Here is a 19,722-nt window from a genome sequence, read left to right on the forward strand (position 1 = left end):
GCCCTTCCATGCCGGAAGGTGACGTCGTCTGGCTGACCGCCCGGCGCCTCGGCGAGGCGCTCGCCGGGCGGCCCTTGCTGCGCTCGGACTTTCGCGTCCCCCGCCTGGCGACCGCGGACCTGCGCGGGCGGACGGTCCTGGACTCCGCGTCCCGCGGCAAGCACCTCCTGCTCCGCGTCGAGGGCGGCCTCACCGTCCACACGCACCTGATGATGGAGGGACGCTGGGTCGTCCGCCGCGCCGGCCCGCCACCGCGCGACCACCGCGTCCGGCTGGTCCTCGCGAACGCCGAATGGCAGGCCGTCGGCTACTCGCTCGGCCTGGTCGAGTTGCTGCGCACGGCCGACGAGGCCGGGGCCGTCGGCCATCTCGGCCCCGACCTGCTCGACGCCGCCTGGGGCCCGGACATGGTCGCGCGGGCGGTGGCCCGCCTGGCCGAGGACCCGGAACGACCGATCGGCGAGGCGCTGCTCGACCAGACCCGGCTGGCGGGAATCGGCAACGTCTACAAGGCCGAGATCCTGTTCCTGCGGGGTGTTCACCCGTGGACGCCCGTTGGACGCGTCCCCGACCTCGACGGCCTCGTGGAGCTTTCTCACAGGCTCCTGGACCTCAACAAGGATCGGCACGGCCACATCACCACCGGTGACCTCGCGCGGGGCCGCGAACACTGGGTCTACGGCCGCGGGTCTCGCCCCTGCCGACGTTGCGGAACCCGTATCGAGCGCGCCACGCAAACGTCGCAAGGTGCCCAGCGCGTCACGTACTGGTGCCCCTACTGCCAACCGCCGCCTACCGCACCACCAACGCGCCGTTGACGATGGTCAGGCTCGCCTGAGGGGCGCCTTCGCCGCAGTCCGGGCCGTTCGGGGCCGTGGCCTCGGGGATGAGTTCGATCCGCCGGTTGAGAAACGTCCGGCCCTGGGAGTCGCGCAGCCTGAGGGTGACCCGGACGATCGACGCCGGCAGGTCCTCGACGTGGGCGAAGCCGTGCTTGGCCCCCTCGGATTCGGCGGAGGCGCCGCAGGAGTCGTCGGGGTCGTCGCGGTCGCAGTCCATGGGAACGGCCCTGGACGACGGCCTGAACCTGACCGGGGTCTCCCGGCACGTGCCGTCCCAGCACACCCGCAGGGACGCCGACGACACGCGGGCGGCGTCCGGGGCCGGGATGTCGACGCTGAGGCCGGGCCGTGCCCCGGTCGCCGCGCACTCCCGCTCCGCGCCGTTCCCCACGGCGCCGCACCCGGCGACGGCGAACAGCGCGGCGCCGAGTGCCGCGGATCTCAGGAGCGGGACGTCCATGATCCATGATCACCCGAACGGAGGAACATCCCGAAATAAACCGGAAAACGGTCTCGCACAGCAGGCGGCCCCGGCCCGCCGTAATGGCGTGGGCCGGGGCCGGTCTCCGGTCGGGGCGCCGGGATCGCTGTGAGCGCGCCGCCGGGAGTCGCCGGGCCGAGGGATCGGCCCGGGTCAGATCTGCGCCTGGAACATCCAGTGCTGCTTCTCGAGTTCGCCGGTGATGCTGATGAGCAGGTCCTGCGTCACCTGGTCCGGTTCGTCGGTGGCGCTGATGCGTTCGCGGAACCGGGCGATGAGCTGCGCCAGGACGTCGACGACCGCGGCGACGACCTTGTCGTCGTCGAGGTAACCGGCCTCCAGCTGCGGGATCTTCGTCCGGTCGGCGACCGTACGGGCGCGCCCGTCCGGGCTCACACCGATCGCCACGGCGCGTTCGGCGACGTCGTCCTGCCCGGTGCGGGCCAGTGCGACGATCTCGTCCAGATGCTCGTGAACGACCTTGAAGTTGCGTCCGGTGAGGTTCCAGTGCGCCTGCTTGGCGAACAGCGAAAGATCGATGAGATCGATGAGGGAACCCTGAAGAGCCTCCCCCGCGACCTTCAGGGCCTCGTCGTTGAGCGGGCTCTTGATTGCCGTCATGGTGGGCTCCTTCCGCATCGTTACGGTATGTCCGTTACAACACGGGACCCTCCCCGCGAATGCCGCGTTCATGCGTGAGACCGCGCACACCCGCGGCCCCGGTCGGGCATGAACGCTCGACGCTCGACTCGGCGCTCGACAAGCGAGAGCCGATCAGGCCGCCACCATGTCGGCGCGGAACTCCCCGGTGATCTCCTCGGGCGTCTCCGGGATGTTCTCGGTCGTGATGCGCTCGTGCTCCGGCGCGCCCGCCATGACGGGCTCGTGCTGCAGCTCGGCGAGGGCCAGTTGGTCCGCCACGTCCCTCAGCACATGGGACAGCGGAACACCGAGCGCCTTGCAGATCGAGGACAGCAGTTCCGACGAAGCCTCTTTCTGCCCTCGTTCGACCTCGGACAGGTAGCCGAGTGACACCCGCGCCGCCGCGGACACCTCACGGAGGGTGCGTCCCTGGCGCAGCCGCAGCTGCCGCAGTACGTCACCGAGCAGCTGGCGAAGCAGGACCATCGTCTCGCTCCCTCCCTCAGTTCGGACCATCTGCCGGTTCCACCGTACCCGCCCTGACGGTGGGCATGGCAGACCGTTGAATTCGTGTTCGCTCGGAACGTAACGCTGTAATCAGCCTCAGACTTCCCGATCCGTCTGAGCCGCGTCGCTCCGATCGTCGACGTCGAGCCCGAGAAGGACGCGTCGCAGCAGCTCAAGGGCGTGCACGACGGTCATCCGGCGGATCACGTCGCGGACCTCGATCCCGGTGCCCGGCACGGGGAGTCGCGGAGCGATCACGATGGAGAGTTCTCCGGGTCCGGCCAAACCGATGAAGATCGTGCCGACCGGACGGCCGTCCTGCGGGTCGGGACCGGCCACACCCGTCACGGCGAGCCCGTAGGTCGCGTCGAGCGCGTCCCGCGCCCCGGCGGCCATCGCGGCGGCCACGTCCGGGTGGACGGCGCCGTGCTCGGCCAACAGGTCCGCAGGGACGCCGAGGAGCCGTTCCTTGGCCTCGGTCGCGTAGGTCACCAGGCCGCCCCCGAACGCCACGGACGAGCCCGGCATCGCGGTCAGCTCCGCGCCGATGAGCCCGCCGGTCAGCGACTCGGCGGTGGCGACGGTCGCGCCGCGCTCGGCGAGCAGCCGGTGGACGACCCGGTCGAGCGACTCGTTCCCGGTCCCGTACACGACCGGGCCGAGCAGGTCCCGCACGCGCGCCTCCGCGTCCGCGAGCCGGGCGGCGGCGCCGGGGCCGGTGACGGTGATCCGGATCTTCACCTGGGCGGGTTCGGGCAGGTAGGCCAGACGCACGTCGTCCATCGCCTCGACCTCGGCGAGCCGCGTCGCGACATCCGACTCCCACATCCCGACGGTGCGCAGCGTGCGGCGCGCGACGACCGGCCGCGCGCCCAGGTCCGCCAGTTCGGGCAGTACCGCCTCGTCCATGATGGTGCGCATCTCGTGCGGGACGCCGGGCAGCGCGTACACGATCCCGCCGGGCAGTTCGACGCGCAGCCCCGGCGCCGAGCCCGCGGAGTTGCGCAGGACCTTCGCGCCCTCCGGGACGTCCGCCATGCGCAGCGCCATCGGTCGCAGCTCGCGTCCCGCCCGCGCGACCCGGTCGCGCAGGCGCCGCTCCAGGTCCGGATCCCGGACGAGGGCGACACCCGCCGCCGCGGCCAGCGCGTCCCGGGTCAGGTCGTCGTAGGTGGGGCCGAGCCCACCGGTGGTGATCACCGCGTCGGCGCGCCCCAGCGCGGACGTCACCGCCTCGATGATGACGTCGAGGTGGTCGCCGACGACCACGCTGCGGGTCACCTCCAGGCCGTGGTCGGCGAGCCGGCGCCCGAGCCACGCCGCGTTCCCGTTGACCGTGTCGCCGAGCAGCAGCTCGTCCCCGACGGTGAGCAGTTCGACCCGCATCACGTCCCCCATCCCCGCTCTTCACCGGCCTCTTCGTCAGCCGCCTCATCAGCACGGCGTCCCGAAATCTACCGGTAGCGGCCCCGCCGGACGGGCCCGGCCACCGCCCGGTTGACCGAGAAAACGACCGAATGAGGACGTGGTGGATGCAGGCCGATCGTATCGGTCCAATCGGGTTTCCCTTTTCGCTCGCCCGGGAAAAGGGAGGGCCGCGCTTTGTAGCCCCCATGGAGCGTGTCCCGCCGCAGCGTGCGGTGGGAGCCGTGGCAGGGGCGCGGATCGTCGCCGCGCGTCCCGGCCGCCACGTCCACCAATTCCCGGAGGCGCAGGTCACAATGTGAGTCAAACCTCAGCCGCACGATTCGTCCGCCCGGGGATTCGCGGGGATAATCGCTACCGCGGCGCCGACGAGCGGGGCTGCGGGACTACGACCGGGGTGGGCGTGGTCCCGCAGCCCACCCGTCCGGCGTGCCGTCGGACGCACCTCCCAGGCGCCACGCCCGGACGACGTAGTCGGCGCCCGTGACGACCGTGACGACCACCGCCGCCCCCATCGTGACCCAGCGCAGCGGGTCCAGCGGGCCGGGCAGGATGTACAGGCCGATCGCGATGACCTGAAGCATCGTCTTCAGCTTCCCGCCCTTGCTGGCCGGGATGACCCCGCGGCGGATCACGACGAACCGCAGCACGGTGACGCCGATCTCGCGGACCATGATGGCGGCCGTCACCCACCACCACAGCTCCCCCATGACGGACAGGCTGACCAGCGCCCCGCCGGTGAGCGCCTTGTCGGCGATCGGGTCGGCGATCTTGCCGAAGTCGGTGACCAGGCCCCGGGCCCGCGCGATATCTCCGTCGATCTTGTCGGTGATCGAGGCGATCGCGAAGACGGCGAACGCGGCGAGGCGCCAGCCGGTGCCGTCCAGGAAGAACAGCCAGACGAAGACGGGCACCAGCGCGATCCGGACGAGCGTCAGCGCGTTCGCCACGTTCCACACACCGGCCGGCGGCGGGTCCTGCGAGCCCGCCACCGGATCCGGAGCGCCCGCGATCATGTCAGGTCCGCGACGAGGTCCACGCCGTCGCTGCCGGTGACGCGGGCGGTGACGAACTCCCCGACGGCCGGGGCGGCGCCGCGGACCCGGACCGTCCCGTCCACCTCGGGCGCCTGGTGCGCGGCGCGGCCCTCCGGCTCGCCGTCCTCGGTCTTGCCCTCCAGCAGGACGTGGACCCGCGAACCGATCCGGTCCTCGGCGCGCTGCGCGGTCAGCTCGTCGGCGAGGCTCGACAGCTCCTCGACGCGGGCGGCGACCTCGGCGGGGTCGAGCTTGCCGTCCAGGGTCGCCGCCTCGGTTCCGTCCTCGTCGGAGTAGCCGAACACGCCGACCGCGTCCAGGCGCGCGGCGGTCAGGAACTCCGCCAGCTCGTCGACGTCGTCCTCGGACTCGCCGGGGAACCCGACGATGAAGTTCGACCGGACGCCCGCGTCAGGGGCGAGGGCGCGGATCTGGTCGAGCAGCCCCAGGAACCGCTCCCGGTCGCCGAACCGCCGCATCGACCGCAGCACCGGACCGCTCGCGTGCTGGAACGACAGGTCGAAGTACGGTGCGACGCCGGGCGTACCGCAGATCGCCTCGATCAGCCCGGGGCGCGTCTCGGCGGGCTGGAGGTAGCTGACGCGGACGCGTTCGACGCCGTCCACGGCCGCGAGCCGCGGCAGCAGCTTCTCCAGCGCCCGCAGGTCGCCGAGGTCCTTGCCGTAGGACGTGGAGTTCTCGCTCACCAGCACCAGTTCGCGGACGCCGTGCCCGGCGAGCCACCGGGCCTCCTCCAGCACCTCCGCCGGCGGACGCGACACGTACGCGCCGCGGAACGCCGGGATGGCGCAGAACGAGCAGCGCCGGTCGCAGCCGGACGCCAGCTTCAGCGGCGCGACCGGGCCGCCGCCGAGCCGCCGCCGCAGCACCCGCGGCCCGGACGCCGGCGCCAGACCGGCCGGAAGGTCGTCCGGCGCGGAACGTCCCTCGAACGAGGCGTGCCCGGGGGTCGCGACACCGGACGCGGAACGCTCGACCGGGGAGATTGGCAGCAGCGTCCGGCGGTCACGCGGGACGTGCGCGTCGCGCCTGCGTCCGGCCATGACGTCGTCGAGCCGGTCACCGATGCCCGCGTAGTCGTCGAAGCTGAGGATCGCGTCGGCCTCCGGCAGCGCCTCCGCCAGTTCCCTGCCGTACCGCTCGGCCATACAACCCGCCGCGACGACCTTCGCGCCGGAGTCGTGCGCGGCGAGCAGCGTGTCGATGGAGTCCTTCTTGGCGGCCTCGATGAACCCGCAGGTGTTGACGACGACCACGTCCGCGCCGTCCGCGCCGTCGGCCAGGTCCCAGCCCGCGTCCTCGATGCGCGCGGCGAGCTCCTCGGAATCGACCTCGTTGCGGGCGCAGCCGAGCGTGATGAGCGAAACCTTGCGGCGAGTAGACATCCCCCTAAGGTAATCGCCCCGGACTCCCCGGAGGACCGGCGCCTCGCCTCCTCAGTCGGATCGTCGGGAAGCGGGACGGCCGCCCGCGCCCGGTCAGGCGGTCTCGGGGTCGTCCCTGTCGAAGCTCAACCGCTGGACGCCTTTGCCCTTGCCGGGTGAGCCGAGGTCCTTGCCGTTGACGGTCAGGTCGACGCTGCCGCCCACGCCGATCACGAGCCTGACCTTCTTCTTGGCGGTGAAGTCCTTCTGGTCGCCCTTGCGGAGCATGCCGCTGAACAGCGTCTTCCCGCCGTCACCGCGCACGTTCAGCCATGTCGTGAACTTGGCCTCGACCCGCACGTCGACCTTGGTGCGCGGCGCGACCGCGACCGGATCGCCGCTCTTGGGCGGCGCGGGCCTGGCCGGCGCCGACGTCGTGGGCGCGGGCGTCCCGGCGACCTGCCGCGCCGTGCGCCGCTCGGGCCCGCCGCCCTGCCCGACCACATGGAACACCCCGTAGATCACCACGGCGGCGAGGGCCAGCGCCATCGCGGCGCTCCAGTTCGGCGACCTGCGCTCGCGGAACGCGACGGGCTGCTCCGGCTCGAACGCCGACACGGCCGAGACGGGCTGCGGCGCGCCGCCGTGCGTCGCGTCGAACTCGGCGACGAGGGGCTCCGGATCGATGCCGATGACGCGGCTGATACTGCGAATGTGCCCGCGGGCGTAGAAATTGCCGCCGCAGGCGGCGAAATCGTCGGCTTCGATGCCACGGATCACCGTTTCGCGTATCCGCGTCTGGAGACTCACCTGTGTCACCGAGAGACCGGCCCGCTGACGCTCCTCCCCCAAGGTCTCACCGATGCTCACGCCGGGCCTCCTTCGAGGGCAGCTCGTCGCCGAACTCCTGCGACACCAGTCTAGAAACGGCAATGCCCACTGGGCGACAGCCAACACGTTCGAAACAGGGCAAGATTTCGCATCATTCCGCAATGCCCCCGCCCCGTTCGGGCCCGCCCGAACGGGGCGGCGTGTCAGGCTCCGCCGCGCAGTTCCGCGAGCACCCCGGGAAGGTCGTCCGGCTTGGTCAGCACGTCCCGCGCCTTGGAGCCCTCGCTGGGGCCGACGATCTCGCGGCTCTCCATCAGGTCCATGAGTCGGCCCGCCTTGGCGAACCCGACGCGGAGCTTGCGCTGGAGCATCGACGTCGATCCGAACTGCGTGGACACGACCAGCTCGATGGCCTGGACGAGCAGGTCCATGTCGTCGCCGATCTCCTCGTCGATCTCCTTCTTCGGCCCGGCGGCGGCGCCGACGTCCTCCCGGTAGTTCGCCTCCATCTGCTTCTTGCAGTGGTCGACGATGCCGTGGATCTCCTTCTCCGCCACGTAGGCGTTCTGGATCCGCATCGGCTTGCTCGCGCCCATCGGCAGGAACAGCGCGTCGCCCTGCCCGACCAGTTTCTCCGCGCCCGGCTGGTCGAGGATGACCCGGCTGTCGGCCAGCGACGACGTCGCGAACGCCAGCCGGGACGGCACGTTCGCCTTGATGAGCCCGGTCACCACGTCCACCGACGGACGCTGCGTCGCCAGCACCAGATGGATCCCGGCCGCCCGCGCGAGCTGGGTGATGCGCACGACCGAGTCCTCGACGTCGCGGGGCGCGACCATCATCAGGTCGGCCAGCTCGTCCACGATGACCAGCATGTACGGGTACGGGGTGTAGACCCGTTCGCTGCCGGGCGGCGGCTTCAGCTTCCCGGCCTTGACGGCCTTGTTGAAGTCGTCGATGTGCCGGTACCCCGACGCCGCGAGGTCGTCGTAGCGGCGGTCCATCTCACCGACGACCCAGTCCAGCGCCTCGGCCGCCTTCTTCGGGTTCGTGATGATCGGCGTGATCAGGTGCGGGATGCCCTGGTACATCGTCAGCTCGACCCGCTTGGGGTCGACGAGGATCATCCGCACCTCGTCGGGCGTCGCGCGCATCAGCACGGACGTGATGAGCCCGTTGATGCACGTCGACTTGCCCGCCCCGGTGGCGCCCGCGATGAGGATGTGCGGCATCTTCGCCAGGTTCGCCACGACCGTGCGTCCCTCGACGTCCTTGCCGAGTCCGACGATCATCGGGTGGTGCTCGTTGGTCGCGGCGGGCGAGCGGAGCACGTCACCGAGGCTGACGATGTCCTTGTCGGTGTTGGGGATCTCCACCCCGATCGCCGACTTGCCGGGGATCGGGGAGATGATCCGCACGTCCGCGCTCTTCACCGCGTAGGCGATGTTCTTGGTCAGCGCGATGACCTTCTCGACCTTCACCGCCGGGCCCAGCTCGATCTCGTACCGGGTGATCGTCGGACCGCGGGTGAACCCGGTCACCTGCGCGTCGATGTCGAACTGCTCCAGCACCCCGGTGAGCGCGTTGACGACCGTGTCGTTGGCCTTGGTGCGGGGCTTGGCGACGCTGCCGGGCCGCAGCGCCGACGGGTCGGGCAGGACGTAGATCTCGCCGGACGAAGACAGCGGCAGCTGCTCGGACCGGCGCGGCGCGGGCGTCGGGTCCGGCACGTCGGCCGCCCGCGGCGTGGACGCGCCCGCGACGAGATCGTCGTGGACGGTGTGGTCGTCGTGGTCGCCGCGGTCGTCGTCCCGGTCGTGGTCGTCCGGCGGCGCCTCCTCGTCGACCGGCGGCGCGGGCGGGGGGACGTCGGCCTGGAACGGGTCCGGTTCGAAGAGGTCGTCGGCCAGCTCGCGCCGGGGACGGTCGGCCTTCTTCGGGGCGTCGTCCAGGAGCGGAGAGTCATAGGGCCTGGAGTGCTCGCCGACCTCCAGCTCGTCGCCGTCCCCGCCGTCGGACTTCTTCCGGCGGCGGCGCTTCTTCGGCGCGGCGTCGTCCCCGGCGGCGTCCTTGTCGTCCGTGGCCGGACGTGGGGCACGGCTCTGCAACGTCGCCACGGCCCAGAGGTCGGAGACCCGCTCGGGCACCCGGTTGATCGGCGTCGCGGTCACGACCAGCACGCCGAACCCGGACAGGAGCAGCAGCAGCGGGACCGCCACCCATCCGCTCAGCGCCGCCTCCAGTGGGGCCGACACGACCCAGCCGACGACGCCGCCGGACGCGCGGACGCCGTCCATGTCCTTGGCTGGTGAGGGGACGCCCGCCGCGATGTGCAGGATGCCGAGCACGCCCACGCCGAGCGCGGTCATGCCGATGACGACGCGTCCGGTGTCCTCGTGCTGCTCGGGGTGGCGCAGCGTCCGCCACGCCAGCAGGGCCAGCAGGACGGGCAGCGCCATCGCCGGCAGTCCGAGGCCGCCCCGCACGACCTTCTCCAGCGCGATCGTGACGACGCCGTCCGGGCGGAACCAGGTCACCGAGGCCAGCACGATGGACGAGCCGAGCAGCGCGAGCCCGAGCCCGTCGCGCCGGTGCTCGGGGTCGAGGTTGCGGGCGCCATGCCCGTAGGCGCGGAAGACCGAGCCGACCGCGACGGCCGCGAGCAGGTACAGCTTGAACAGGAGCTTGAAGAACCCGAGGAACGCCTGGGAGATCGGGTCGGGCTTCTGCGGGGCACGCCCCCGGCCCGAGCCGCGACCCCCCTTGGGACCGCCGCTGGCGCGCTTCCGGGGGGACGACCCTGCGGGCTTGCGAGCCGCGCTGCCCCCCGCACGCGAAGAGGTTTTCGCACCCCCGGACGCACGTGTGGCCATGGTTATGAGAGTAACCAAGGACCCAAGAGGTTCCCGGGATGCGGGCGGGCGTGTTGACACGCCCGCCCGCGTCCCGTCGGAACCGCGGACCGCTACACCTCCACGACCACCGGGACGATCATGGGGCGGCGGCGGTAGTTGTCGCTCACCCACTTGCCGACCGTGCGGCGGATGAGCTGGCTGATCTGGTGCAGGTCGTTGACGCCGTCGCCGGCGGCCTCCCGCAGCACGCCCTCGATCCGCTCGATGACCTCTTCGAAGTCCTCGTTGACGATGCCGGCGCCGCGGGCGTGCACCTCCGGCCCGGCGACGACCTTGCCGGACGTGGAGTCGATGCCGACGACGATGGACACGAAGCCCTCCTCGCCGAGGATGCGCCGGTCCTTCAGGGACGTCTCGGTGACCTCCCCGACCGACAGGCCGTCGACGTACACGTATCCGGCCGGGACCGCACCGACGATCTTGGCGCGGCCGTCGACGAGGTCGACGACGACGCCGTCCTCGGCGATGACGATGCCCTCCTCGGGGACACCGGTCAGCGCGGCGAGCTTGGCGTGGGCGCGCAGATGCCGCCATTCGCCGTGGATCGGCACGAAGTTGGCCGGTTTCGTCACGTTCAACACGTACAGCAGCTCGCCGGCGGGGGCGTGCCCGGACACGTGCACGAGCGCGTTGGCCTTGTGCACGACGCGGGCGCCCCACCGGGTGAGGCCGTTGATGACACGGTTGACCGCGTTCTCGTTGCCGGGGATCAGCGAGGACGCCAGGATCACCGTGTCGCGTTCGGTGATCCGGATGGAGTGGTCGCGGTTCGCCATCCTCGACAGCGCCGACATCGGCTCGCCCTGCGACCCGGTGCACACCAGCACCAACCGGTCGCCGGGGATGTCGTCCAGCTCCTTCTGGTCGACCATGATGCCGTCGGGGACGTCGAGGTAGCCGAGTTCGCGCGCCACGCCCATGTTGCGGACCATCGACCGCCCGACGAAGCAGACCTTGCGGCCGTTGGCGACCGCGGCGTCGAGGACCTGCTGGACGCGGTGGACGTGCGAGGCGAAGCAGGCGACGATGAGCCGCTCCTGCGCGGTGCGGAACACCTCGTCCACGACCGGGCCGATGTTGCGCTCGCTGGTGACGAAGCCGGGCACCTCGGCGTTGGTCGAGTCGGACATCAGCAGGTCGACGCCCTCGGCGCCGAGCCGCGCGAAGCCGGGCAGGTCGGTGAGCCGTCCGTCCAGCGGAAGCTGGTCCATCTTGAAGTCGCCGGTGTGCAGGACGAGCCCGGCGGACGTGCGGACGGCGACGGCGAGCGCGTCGGGGATCGAGTGGTTGACGGCGAGGAACTCGCAGTCGAACGGTCCGAGGCTCCGGCGCTCCCCCTCCACGACCATGTCGGTGACGGGTTTGATGCGGTGCTCGGCGAGCTTGGCCTCCAGTAGCGCGAGCGTCAGTTTCGAGCCGACCAGCGGGATGTCGCGGCGCTCCCGCAGCAGGTACGGGACGGCGCCGATGTGGTCCTCGTGGCCATGGGTGAGGATGACGGCCTCGATGTCGTCGAGCCGATCCCTGATGTACTCGAAGTCGGGCAGGATCAGGTCGATTCCGGGCTGCTCGGTCTCGGGGAACAGGACGCCGCAGTCGATGACGAGCAGGCGACCGCCGTGCTCGAACACCGTCATGTTGCGACCGATCTCCCCGAGCCCGCCGAGCGCGACGATGCGCAGGCCCCCCTCGGGCGGCTCGGGCGGGTCCGAGAGCTCCGGGTGAGGATGGCTCACCGGGCGACCTCCGGGATCGCGACCTCCGGCACTTTGACTCCCCCTATCGTCAGGTCTTCACGCAGGCGCGCCGCGAACTCGGGCGTGGCCTCCACGAGCGGCGCGCGGAGCGGGCCGCCTCCGGGGAGACCGAGCAGGTTCAGCGCTGCCTTGACGGCGATGGCGCCCTGCGTACGGGTCATGATGGCGGCGACCACGGGCAGCAGTCGCCGGTGGATGTCCAGCGCACGCGCGGTCTCGCCGGCGCGATACGCATCGATCATCTCATGCAGTTCGACGCCGACGACATGTCCGATCACGCTGACGAACCCGGCCGCGCCGACCGACAGCCAGGGCAGGTTCAGGTTGTCGTCGCCGGAGTACCAGACGAGGTCGGTCTCCGCCATGACCATGGACGCGCCGAACAGGTCCCCCTTGGCGTCCTTGACGGCGATGATCCGCGGATGCTCGGCGAGCTGGATCAGCGTGTCGTTCTGGATCGGCACCCCGGCGCGGCCCGGGATGTCGTACAGCATGGCCGGCAGGTCCGTCGCGTCGGCCACCGCGGTGAAGTGGCGGATGAGCCCTTCCTGCGGGGGCTTGTTGTAGTACGGCGTGACCACCAGCAGACCGTGCGCGCCCGCGGCCTCGGCCTGCCGCGCGAGTTTCAGGGTGTGCTCCGTGTGGTTGGTTCCGGCACCGGCGACGACCACGGCGCGGTCGCCGACCGCCTCGATGACCGCGCGCAGAAGCTGCTGTTTCTCGTCGTCGCTCGTGGTCGGCGACTCTCCCGTGGTCCCGTTGACGACGAGGCCGTCGTGGCGCCGCTCGTCGACCAGGTGGGTCGCGAGGCGCGCGGCGCCGTCGTAGTCGACGCCGCCGTCCGGCAGGAACGGGGTGACCATAGCGGTCAGCATCCGCCCGAACGGAGCGTCAGGTGTTGTGCTGGGTGCCATGCATCGAACGGTACCGTTCCGACCGTGTCAGGTGGACCCGCAGGTCCCAGTGACCTTCACCCGAAACGGGCGCCGCGGCGCCGCGCGTGCGCGGCGATGTATGGAGGAAGCCGCCGCCACACGCTCGGGGGTACGCGTGGCGACGGCTCCATCTCCACATCGTCGCACGCAAATGGGTCGTTACGGGGTCAGTCCGGCCACTTCCCGGACTCGGTTGGATAACGTGACCCGTTGGTCATGTGCCGGCGCCGGACACGGCGGTCCGGGGAAGCCAGACGGCGCGATAGAGCGCCCATTCGTCCGGCCCGGTGGTCCAGTCCGCGTACACGCCGACGCCGTAGGGACGTTTCGGCGGACGTTCCAGATCGTCGATGCCGCGTCGGACGCCGCGCAGCGCGACGTCCAGGTCCTCGGCCCAGTGCATGAGGGGACGGTACGTCGGAACGCCGATGAAGACGGTCGTGCGGTCGCCGATGAGCTCCAGCGTCGTGCGGGTGTGCCGGGCGAAGTGCCATCCGGCCAGCGCGCCGGTCGGGAGCGCCGTGTCATAGGTCATGATCGCGACCTGGTCGGCGAGGTCCGCGACGGCGCGCAGGAAGTCGCGGTTCGGGCGCGGCGGCTCGTGGTACCTGCCGCCGCGCGGCAGCAGGGTCTTGTAGACGGGTTGGACGGTGTCCATCAGCGTCGCCTGCTCCAGCGCCACCGACAGCAGGCGTCCCCGGGACCGGGTGAGCTCACGGGTCTGCCGCATGAGCGTGATGAAGGCGGCGTCGTCGGGGTAGATGGGTTCGAAGTCGTAGTGGATGCCGTCGAACCCGAGATCGAGGAAGGCCGCGTCGGTCCTGAGCACCTGCGCGCGGACCTTCGGGTCGTCCAGTTCGATGACGCCGTCGCCGTCCACCACCCGGATCTGTCCGAGGTAGGCCTGGGCGCGCACGCCGGGCGCGTACTTGCGGACGGCGTCGATCAACTGGCGCGCGTAGCGGTACTTGTGCGGGGGCACCGTCCCGTCGGCCTCGAACGGCCCGGTGTGGAAGTACACGTCGGTGATGCGGTTGTGCCGTAGCCGTTCGGCGAGCTCGCGGTACTCGGCGTCACTGTGCGGCTCACCCACCCACTGGTGCCGGGCCCAGAGCGCGTTCACCTCGGTGCCGCGCGCCTCCGGCTCCTGCTGCCACCACACCCACGCCCCGGCGAACACGAGCGCGACGAGTCCGAGCACGTAGGCGACGGTCCAGCCCGTCCAGCGCAAGATTCTGCCCGGCATCCCACGAACCCGCCCGCTCTTCGCCATCCCGCAATGATCCCGGATCGAACGGACGGACCGGGCGCGTCGCACCGCGTTCGGCCCTCGCGCGGCCCTTCCGCGGCCCATGGAACGATCATGATTGGGATGTGATCGCGCGCCGCGTGCGGCGGCGGTTGACACCGGGGGAACCCTGATGACAGAGGTCAACCGTCCATCGGGATGGAGGTCGAACCGACATGCGAGTACGACCGGATCAGACCGAACCACGACCGCTGATCAGCACCCGCGCCCTGGTGATCATCCTGACGGCGGTCGGCGCCGCCGTCCTCGCCGCCCTGGCCCCGCGGGCGGCGATCCCGATCGGGGTGGGCGTCGGGGTCGTCACGCTCCTCGCCCAGATCGTCCGGGACTGACCTCACCGACCGTCCGGCGGGGACAGGGACGCGGACGGAGACGCGGCCGGGGCCGGGGCCGGGGTCGCCGGCCGCGACGCCTGCCGGACGCGGGCGCGCTGGGTCAGGGCCACGCAGACCAGCACGGCCACGGCCGCGAGGGCGGTGGTGGCGTCGATCCGCTCGAAGAGGAAGATCCCCGACCAGACGAGGGTCAGCAGCGGTTGGACGAGCTGGACCTGGCTGGCCCGCGCGATCCCGGCCCGCGCCAGGCCCTCGTACCAGGCGAAGAAGCCGATGTAGGCGGAGAAGGCGGAGACGTAGCCGAAGCCGAGGACGGCGCGTCCTGTCCAGTCGGGCTCGGTCGTGGCGAGCAGCCAGGCGGTCACCGGGACGGTGACGGGCGCGGACAGCACGAGCGCCCAGGAGATGACGCGCCAGCCCGGCATGTCGCGGGTCAGCCGCGCGCCCTCGGTGTAGCCGGCCGCCGCGGCGACGAGCGCGGCGAACAGCAGCAGGTCGGCGGGCGTGAGGTGGCCCGCGCCGCGGACGAGCGCGAAGCCGGTGACGCAGGCGGCGCCCGTCCCGGCCGCGAGCCAGAACGCGCGGGACGGCCGTTCCCCGGCGCGGACGACGCCGAACACCGCGGTGGCGGCCGGCAGCAGCCCGACCACGACGGCGGAGTGGGAGGAGGACGCGCCGTGGTCGAGCGCGAGCGTGCTGAGGACGGGGAAACCGAAGACCACTCCGACCACGGCGACGGCGAACGCCGGGAGCTGGTCGCGGCGCGGTGGACGGGCCCGCACCGATAGCAGTGCGACGGCGGCCAGGACGCTCGCCGTGGCGGCGCGGCCGACCCCGATGAGGTACGGGTCGAGGCCCTCCAGCCCGAAGACCGTGCTGGGAAGGGTGAAGGAGAAGATCAGGACACCGATTCCGGCGAGCCAGAGGCCCGGCCCGAGACCGACGACCGCTATCGGCTCGGGGTCAGTAGCGCTACTGTGGTCTCTCATGAAACACGATAGCAGTGCGATGGCGCTGGCCGACGCGCTGCGTGCCGACGTCCGGCGGATGAGCCCCGGGGAGCGGCTGCCGTCGAGCCGGAGCCTGGTCGAGCGGCACCGGGTCGGCCCGGCGACGGTGTCGCGTGCGCTGGGTCTGCTGGCCGCCGAGGGGCTGGTGGTGACACGGCCCGGCAGCGGCGCGTTCGCCGTCGGCCGCCGCGAGACCGTCACCGAACCGGCCGACTTCGGCTGGCAGGCCGTGACGCTCGGCGACAGGTCCGTCGACTCGGCCGGGGTGTCGTGGCTGCTCACCCCGCCACCGGAGGGCGTGATCGCGCTCAGCGGCGGATATCTGCATCCGACGCTGCAACCGACGCGGGCGCTCGCCACGGCGGCGGCGCGGGCGGCGCGGCGCCCGGACGCCTGGGAGATGCCCCGCCTCGGCGGGATGCCGGAGCTGCGCGCCTGGGTGGCCCGGACGGTCGGCGGCGCCGTCTCCCCCGCCGACGTGGTGATCACCAACGGCGGGCAGCAGTCGCTGACGACCGTCCTGCGGGCGCTGCTCCCCCCAGGCGCGCCGGTGCTGGTCGAGTCGCCGACGTATCTGGGCGTCCTCGCCCTCGCGCGGGCGAGCGGGCTGCATCCGGTGCCCGTCCCGGTGGACGCGCACGGGGTCCGCCCCGACCTGCTCGCCGAGGCGTTCGCGATGAGCGGGGCCCGGGTCTTCTACTGCCAGCCCGCGTTCCACAATCCGACCGGGACCGTGCTGGGCGAGGATCGGCGCTCGCGGGTCCTCGACGTGGCGCGCGCCGCGGGCGCCTTCGTGATCGAGGACGACTTCGCGCGGCATCTCGGGCTCGTCCCGCCCCCGCCGCCGCTGGTCACCCGGGACGCCGACGGACGCGTCGTGCACATCGCGTCGCTGACGAAGGCCACGGCGCCGAGCCTGCGCGTCGCGGCGGTGATCGCCCGCGGCCCGGTCGCCGAGCGGATCCGTGCCACCCAGCTGGTCGAGGAGTTCTTCCCGGCCAGGCCGCTCCAGGAGACGCTGCTTGAGCTGGTCAGCTCGCCCGGCTGGCCGCGGCACCTGCGCGCCGTCCGCGCGGCGCTGCGCTCGCGCCGGGACGCGGTGCTCGCCGCCCTCGCCCGTGACCTGCCCGAGCTGCGGGTGAACCGGCCGGACGGCGGGCTCCACGTGTGGGCGCGGCTGCCGGACGGCGTGGACGACACCGCGCTCGCCGAGGCCGCGTTGCGCGCCGGTGTCCTGGTCAGCGCCGGGCGCCCCTTCTTCCCCGCCGAGGCTCCCGCCCCGCACCTGCGGATCAGCTACGGGACGGCGGCGTCGGAGGCGGAGCTGGCGGAGGGCGTCCAGCGTCTCAGCGCCGTCCTGCGGTCATGACTAGGCTGAATCGTGAACCGGCGGGAGGGGTGATGGTCGACGCTCAGGACGACCCCGCGCTGCTGCTCAGGGACTTCGTCAACACGCTCAACGTCGAGGACGCCGCCGACGAGTTCGCGACCCCCGCCGCGCTCGCCGGATGGCTCGCCGGGCGCCGTCTCGTCCCGGCCGGCGCGACGGCCACCGATCTCGACCTGGCCACCGCGGTCACGCTCCGGGAGGGCCTGCGCGAGGCGTGGTCGGCCCACCACGGGCCGCGCCCCGCCGACCTTCCCGCCGACCTCCCCGACGATCTGGAGGACGCCCTGGCCGCCCTGCCGCTGCGGCTCACCCTCGCCGGAGCGTCGCCGGGGCTCGTCCCCGTCGACCCGTCCGCGACGCCCGCCGCCGCGCTGGCCCGCCTCGCCGCCGCGATCATGAACGCGGTCGCCGCCGGGACGTGGCCGCGGCTGAAGGTCTGCCAGGAGGACACCTGCCGGTGGGCGTTCCTGGACACGTCCAAGAACCGGTCCCGGACCTGGTGCTCGATGAGCGTCTGCGGCAACCGCACCAAGACACGCGCCTACCGGGCCCGCCGCAGGAACTGACCGTGCCCGCCGCCGGCCCGCCGTGCCCCGCGATCTAAGGTGGGCGGTGATCCCGGACGAGAGGACGTGCCACGTCATGGCCGATGTCGGAGTGCGGCCCGCCCGGCGCGCGGACGCCGCCGCGGTCGCCGGCGTCCAGGTGCGGGCGTGGCGGCAAGGCTACCGCGACCTGCTGCCCGCGGACGTCCTCGCCGAGGTGACCGCGCCCGCCGCGCTGGAGGTGTGGCGGGACAGGTGGGCGGACGCGGCGACGGCGCCGCCGAGCCCGCGCCACCGGCTGCTCGTCGCGGTGGCGTCCGACCTCGTCGTCGGGTTCGCCGCGCACGGACCGGCCGAGGACCCCGACCTCGCCCCGGAGCGGACCGCGGAGCTGATCACACTGCTGGTCGACCCGCCGCACACCCGCGCCGGGCACGGCAGTCGGCTGCTCGCCGCGACCGCCGACCTGCTGCGCGAGGACGGCTTCGACACCCTGATCACCTGGGTGTTCGAGGACGACGAGGTGACGCGGACGTTCCTCGGCTCCGCCGGATGGGCGCCCGACGGGACGTCCCGGACGCTCGACATGGGCGAGCCCGTCCGGCAGATCCGCCTGCACACCGACATCAGCGGTTGAGCAGGGGCCGGTTAAGGCCACCACGGCCCCGGCCATATCTTTGAGTCCGTGCCCGAGTCCACCTCCCTGTCGCCGCCGCGTGCCCCGGCGGCCGAACCCGCCGCCGGAGACCGCAGGCGCTGGCTCGGCATGGTCGTGATGAGCCTCGGCGTCTCCCTGGTCGTGGTGGACGCGACGATCGTCGGCGTACTGCTGCCGCGGATCGTCACCGAGCTGGGCCTGACGACGTCCGACGCCGAATGGGTCACCTCCGTCTACGCGCTGGTGTTCGCGGCGCTGCTGATCCCGTTCGGACGCGCCGGTGACCTGTTCGGGCGACGCCGGATGTTCGTCCTCGGCGTGGCGGTGTTCGCGACGGCGAGCGTCGCCGCCGCGCTCGCGGGCGGCGGTTCGGCACTCATCGGCGCACGCGCGCTCCAAGGCGTCGGCGCGTCGATGATCCTGCCCGCGACGCTGTCCACCGTGCACACCGTGTTCACCGGGCGGGACCGCGCCGTCGCGTTCGGGATCTGGGGCTCGATGATCAGCGGCATGGCGGCGCTCGGCCCGCTGGCGGGCGGCGCCCTGGCCGCGGGCGGCGGCTGGCGCTGGGCCTTCGCGGTCAACCTGCCGCTCGGCGCCGCGCTGATCGTCGGGGCGCTGCGGCTGATGCCCGAGACCCGCCAGGGTCTGCCCGCGAACGCGCGGCGCGACATCGACTGGACGGGCGGGCTGCTGGCCGCGCTCGGCCTCGGCGCGCTGGTGTGCGGGATCATCGAGGGGCCCTCCTACGGCTGGTGGGCCGCGACGCGCCCCTTCTCGATCGGCGGGCTCGACTGGCCGGAGTCCGGGATCTCGCCCGTCCCGGTCGTCCTCGCGCTGGGCGTCCTGCTGCTCGCGGCGCTGGTCGCCGTCGAACGGTCGCGGGCGGCGGCCGGACGGTCCGTGATGCTCGACCTCGACCTGTTCCGCATCCCGAACTTCCGCCGGGGGAACCTGGCGTCGGCCCTCGTCAACGTCGGGGAGCTCGGGCTCCTGTTCGTCCTGCCGCTGTTCCTGCTCGGCGTGCACGGCACCTCCCCGTTGCAGATCAGCGTCGCGATCCTGCCGCTCGCCGCGGGCGCGTTCCTCTCCGGCGGCTACGCGGGCAGGCTCGCCGACCGGCACGGCGCGCACCGGGTCGTGCAGATCGGCATGGTGCTGGAGGTCGCCGCGGTCACCGCGCTGGGCCTCACCGTGTCGGCGTCCACGGGCGGGCTGGGGCTCGCGCCGTGGATGCTGCTGTACGGGTTCGGTCTCGGGCTGACGTCCGCGCAACTGACGAACGTGTCGCTGGCGGACGTCCCGCCCGCGCGGGCCGGGCAGGCGTCCGGCACCCAGTCCACGGCCCGGCAGGTCGGGGCCGCGCTCGGCATCGCCGCCGTCGGAACGGTGTTCGCGACGAGCCTCGGGCACTCCATGGCCGACCGGCTCTCCGGCTCCGCGCTCCCCCCGGAGCAGCGCGCCGCGATCGTCCACGACCTGCGTGAGAGCGCCGGGACCTACGGGCGCGAGCTGCACGCCACGCCCGCACGCGCCGCCGAGGCCCGCGCCGCCGACGCGAGCCTCGCCGTCGCGACCAGGTACGCCGCGCTCACCACCGCCGCGATCCTCGCGCTCGGCTTCGCCATGACGCTGCGGCTGCGCCCCGGCGATGATCGGCGTCCGGCAGAATCCGAGGGGATAGTCCCCCTGTCGTCCCAGGAGAACAAGCGGTAACC

Annotated in this window: 18 protein-coding genes; 6 read left to right on the forward strand and 12 right to left on the reverse strand. The window is 72.4% G+C overall.

Going from position 1 to position 19,722, the window contains the following annotated elements:
- Window positions 1-8 precede the first annotated feature (8 nt).
- Entirely contained in the window at window positions 9-818 is an 810-nt protein-coding gene (locus D0T12_RS11565; RefSeq protein ID WP_117399500.1) for a DNA-formamidopyrimidine glycosylase family protein, read from the forward strand.
- Here the strand turns inward: D0T12_RS11565 and D0T12_RS11570 are convergent.
- The 11 genes from D0T12_RS11570 to D0T12_RS11620 form a co-directional block, all read right to left on the reverse strand.
- On the reverse strand, window positions 793-1,302 hold the full coding sequence (locus tag D0T12_RS11570) for a hypothetical protein (protein WP_117399501.1): 510 nt from the start codon (window positions 1,300-1,302) through the stop codon (window positions 793-795). The genes D0T12_RS11565 and D0T12_RS11570 overlap by 26 nt on opposite strands.
- Before the next feature lie 174 nt (window positions 1,303-1,476).
- On the reverse strand, window positions 1,477-1,944 hold the full coding sequence (locus D0T12_RS11575; protein ID WP_117399502.1) for a Dps family protein: 468 nt from the start codon (window positions 1,942-1,944) through the stop codon (window positions 1,477-1,479).
- A gap of 153 nt (window positions 1,945-2,097) precedes the next feature.
- On the reverse strand, window positions 2,098-2,451 hold the full coding sequence (locus tag D0T12_RS11580) for a helix-turn-helix domain-containing protein (RefSeq protein ID WP_117399503.1): 354 nt from the start codon (window positions 2,449-2,451) through the stop codon (window positions 2,098-2,100).
- A 117-nt stretch (window positions 2,452-2,568) separates the two neighbouring features.
- Complete coding sequence (locus D0T12_RS11585; protein ID WP_233525976.1) at window positions 2,569-3,870, reverse strand: CinA family nicotinamide mononucleotide deamidase-related protein; 1,302 nt, start codon at window positions 3,868-3,870, stop codon at window positions 2,569-2,571.
- 413 nt (window positions 3,871-4,283) lie between these two features.
- Entirely contained in the window at window positions 4,284-4,913 is a 630-nt protein-coding gene (locus D0T12_RS11590; protein WP_117399504.1) for a CDP-alcohol phosphatidyltransferase family protein, read from the reverse strand.
- Window positions 4,910-6,340, reverse strand: coding sequence for a 30S ribosomal protein S12 methylthiotransferase RimO (gene rimO / locus D0T12_RS11595; RefSeq protein WP_117399505.1), 1,431 nt, complete (start codon window positions 6,338-6,340; stop codon window positions 4,910-4,912). Before rimO ends, D0T12_RS11590 begins: the two co-directional genes overlap by 4 nt.
- A gap of 93 nt (window positions 6,341-6,433) precedes the next feature.
- Window positions 6,434-7,189, reverse strand: coding sequence for a helix-turn-helix domain-containing protein (locus D0T12_RS11600; protein WP_117399506.1), 756 nt, complete (start codon window positions 7,187-7,189; stop codon window positions 6,434-6,436).
- A 164-nt stretch (window positions 7,190-7,353) separates the two neighbouring features.
- Window positions 7,354-10,023, reverse strand: a complete 2,670-nt coding sequence (locus D0T12_RS11605; RefSeq protein ID WP_117399507.1) for a DNA translocase FtsK — start codon at window positions 10,021-10,023, stop codon at window positions 7,354-7,356.
- A gap of 92 nt (window positions 10,024-10,115) precedes the next feature.
- Window positions 10,116-11,801 (reverse strand): ribonuclease J, encoded by a 1,686-nt coding sequence (locus D0T12_RS11610; protein WP_117399508.1) that lies wholly within the window; start codon window positions 11,799-11,801, stop codon window positions 10,116-10,118.
- A complete protein-coding gene (gene dapA, locus D0T12_RS11615; RefSeq protein WP_117399509.1) occupies window positions 11,798-12,736 on the reverse strand; it encodes a 4-hydroxy-tetrahydrodipicolinate synthase in 939 nt (312 codons plus the stop codon). Before dapA ends, D0T12_RS11610 begins: the two co-directional genes overlap by 4 nt.
- A gap of 235 nt (window positions 12,737-12,971) precedes the next feature.
- Complete coding sequence (locus tag D0T12_RS11620) at window positions 12,972-14,003, reverse strand: glycoside hydrolase family 18 protein (RefSeq protein ID WP_233525977.1); 1,032 nt, start codon at window positions 14,001-14,003, stop codon at window positions 12,972-12,974.
- 218 nt (window positions 14,004-14,221) lie between these two features.
- Between D0T12_RS11620 and D0T12_RS35310 the strand changes: the two genes are divergently transcribed.
- Window positions 14,222-14,398 (forward strand): hypothetical protein, encoded by a 177-nt coding sequence (locus D0T12_RS35310; RefSeq protein ID WP_158581470.1) that lies wholly within the window; start codon window positions 14,222-14,224, stop codon window positions 14,396-14,398.
- A gap of 2 nt (window positions 14,399-14,400) precedes the next feature.
- Here the strand turns inward: D0T12_RS35310 and D0T12_RS11625 are convergent, their stop codons facing one another.
- Window positions 14,401-15,390 (reverse strand): DMT family transporter, encoded by a 990-nt coding sequence (locus tag D0T12_RS11625; RefSeq protein WP_117399510.1) that lies wholly within the window; start codon window positions 15,388-15,390, stop codon window positions 14,401-14,403.
- Here D0T12_RS11625 and D0T12_RS11630 point away from each other — a divergent pair.
- The 4 genes from D0T12_RS11630 to D0T12_RS11645 all read left to right on the forward strand — a co-directional run bounded on the left by D0T12_RS11630 (window position 15,389) and on the right by D0T12_RS11645 (window position 19,720).
- Complete coding sequence (locus D0T12_RS11630) at window positions 15,389-16,780, forward strand: aminotransferase-like domain-containing protein (RefSeq protein ID WP_117399511.1); 1,392 nt, start codon at window positions 15,389-15,391, stop codon at window positions 16,778-16,780. The two genes, D0T12_RS11625 and D0T12_RS11630, sit on opposite strands and share 2 nt — an antisense overlap.
- Before the next feature lie 32 nt (window positions 16,781-16,812).
- Window positions 16,813-17,367, forward strand: a complete 555-nt coding sequence (locus tag D0T12_RS11635; protein ID WP_117399512.1) for a CGNR zinc finger domain-containing protein — start codon at window positions 16,813-16,815, stop codon at window positions 17,365-17,367.
- A 76-nt stretch (window positions 17,368-17,443) separates the two neighbouring features.
- Entirely contained in the window at window positions 17,444-17,983 is a 540-nt protein-coding gene (locus D0T12_RS11640; protein WP_117399513.1) for a GNAT family N-acetyltransferase, read from the forward strand.
- A gap of 48 nt (window positions 17,984-18,031) precedes the next feature.
- Window positions 18,032-19,720 (forward strand): MFS transporter, encoded by a 1,689-nt coding sequence (locus tag D0T12_RS11645; protein ID WP_233525978.1) that lies wholly within the window; start codon window positions 18,032-18,034, stop codon window positions 19,718-19,720.
- Window positions 19,721-19,722 lie beyond the last annotated feature (2 nt).

Source organism: Actinomadura spongiicola (assembly GCF_003432485.1).
GTDB classification, from domain to species: domain Bacteria; phylum Actinomycetota; class Actinomycetes; order Streptosporangiales; family Streptosporangiaceae; genus Spirillospora; species Spirillospora spongiicola.

Bases quoted from the DNA above. Each gene is read 5' to 3' on its own strand.
- dapA (WP_117399509.1), bottom strand. From the start codon at position 12,736: ATGGCACCCAGCACAACACCTGACGCTCCGTTCGGGCGGATGCTGACC.
- D0T12_RS11625 (WP_117399510.1), bottom strand. From the start codon at position 15,390: ATGAGAGACCACAGTAGCGCTACTGACCCCGAGCCGATAGCGGTCGTC.
- D0T12_RS11640 (WP_117399513.1), top strand. From the start codon at position 17,444: ATGGCCGATGTCGGAGTGCGGCCCGCCCGGCGCGCGGACGCCGCCGCG.
- D0T12_RS11580 (WP_117399503.1), bottom strand. From the start codon at position 2,451: ATGGTCCTGCTTCGCCAGCTGCTCGGTGACGTACTGCGGCAGCTGCGG.
- D0T12_RS11620 (WP_233525977.1), bottom strand. From the start codon at position 14,003: ATGCCGGGCAGAATCTTGCGCTGGACGGGCTGGACCGTCGCCTACGTG.
- D0T12_RS11570 (WP_117399501.1), bottom strand. From the start codon at position 1,302: ATGGACGTCCCGCTCCTGAGATCCGCGGCACTCGGCGCCGCGCTGTTC.
- D0T12_RS11565 (WP_117399500.1), top strand. From the start codon at position 9: ATGCCGGAAGGTGACGTCGTCTGGCTGACCGCCCGGCGCCTCGGCGAG.
- D0T12_RS35310 (WP_158581470.1), top strand. From the start codon at position 14,222: ATGCGAGTACGACCGGATCAGACCGAACCACGACCGCTGATCAGCACC.
- D0T12_RS11585 (WP_233525976.1), bottom strand. From the start codon at position 3,870: ATGGGGGACGTGATGCGGGTCGAACTGCTCACCGTCGGGGACGAGCTG.
- D0T12_RS11590 (WP_117399504.1), bottom strand. From the start codon at position 4,913: ATGATCGCGGGCGCTCCGGATCCGGTGGCGGGCTCGCAGGACCCGCCG.
- D0T12_RS11575 (WP_117399502.1), bottom strand. From the start codon at position 1,944: ATGACGGCAATCAAGAGCCCGCTCAACGACGAGGCCCTGAAGGTCGCG.
- D0T12_RS11605 (WP_117399507.1), bottom strand. From the start codon at position 10,023: ATGGCCACACGTGCGTCCGGGGGTGCGAAAACCTCTTCGCGTGCGGGG.
- D0T12_RS11635 (WP_117399512.1), top strand. From the start codon at position 16,813: ATGGTCGACGCTCAGGACGACCCCGCGCTGCTGCTCAGGGACTTCGTC.
- D0T12_RS11630 (WP_117399511.1), top strand. From the start codon at position 15,389: ATGAAACACGATAGCAGTGCGATGGCGCTGGCCGACGCGCTGCGTGCC.
- rimO (WP_117399505.1), bottom strand. From the start codon at position 6,340: ATGTCTACTCGCCGCAAGGTTTCGCTCATCACGCTCGGCTGCGCCCGC.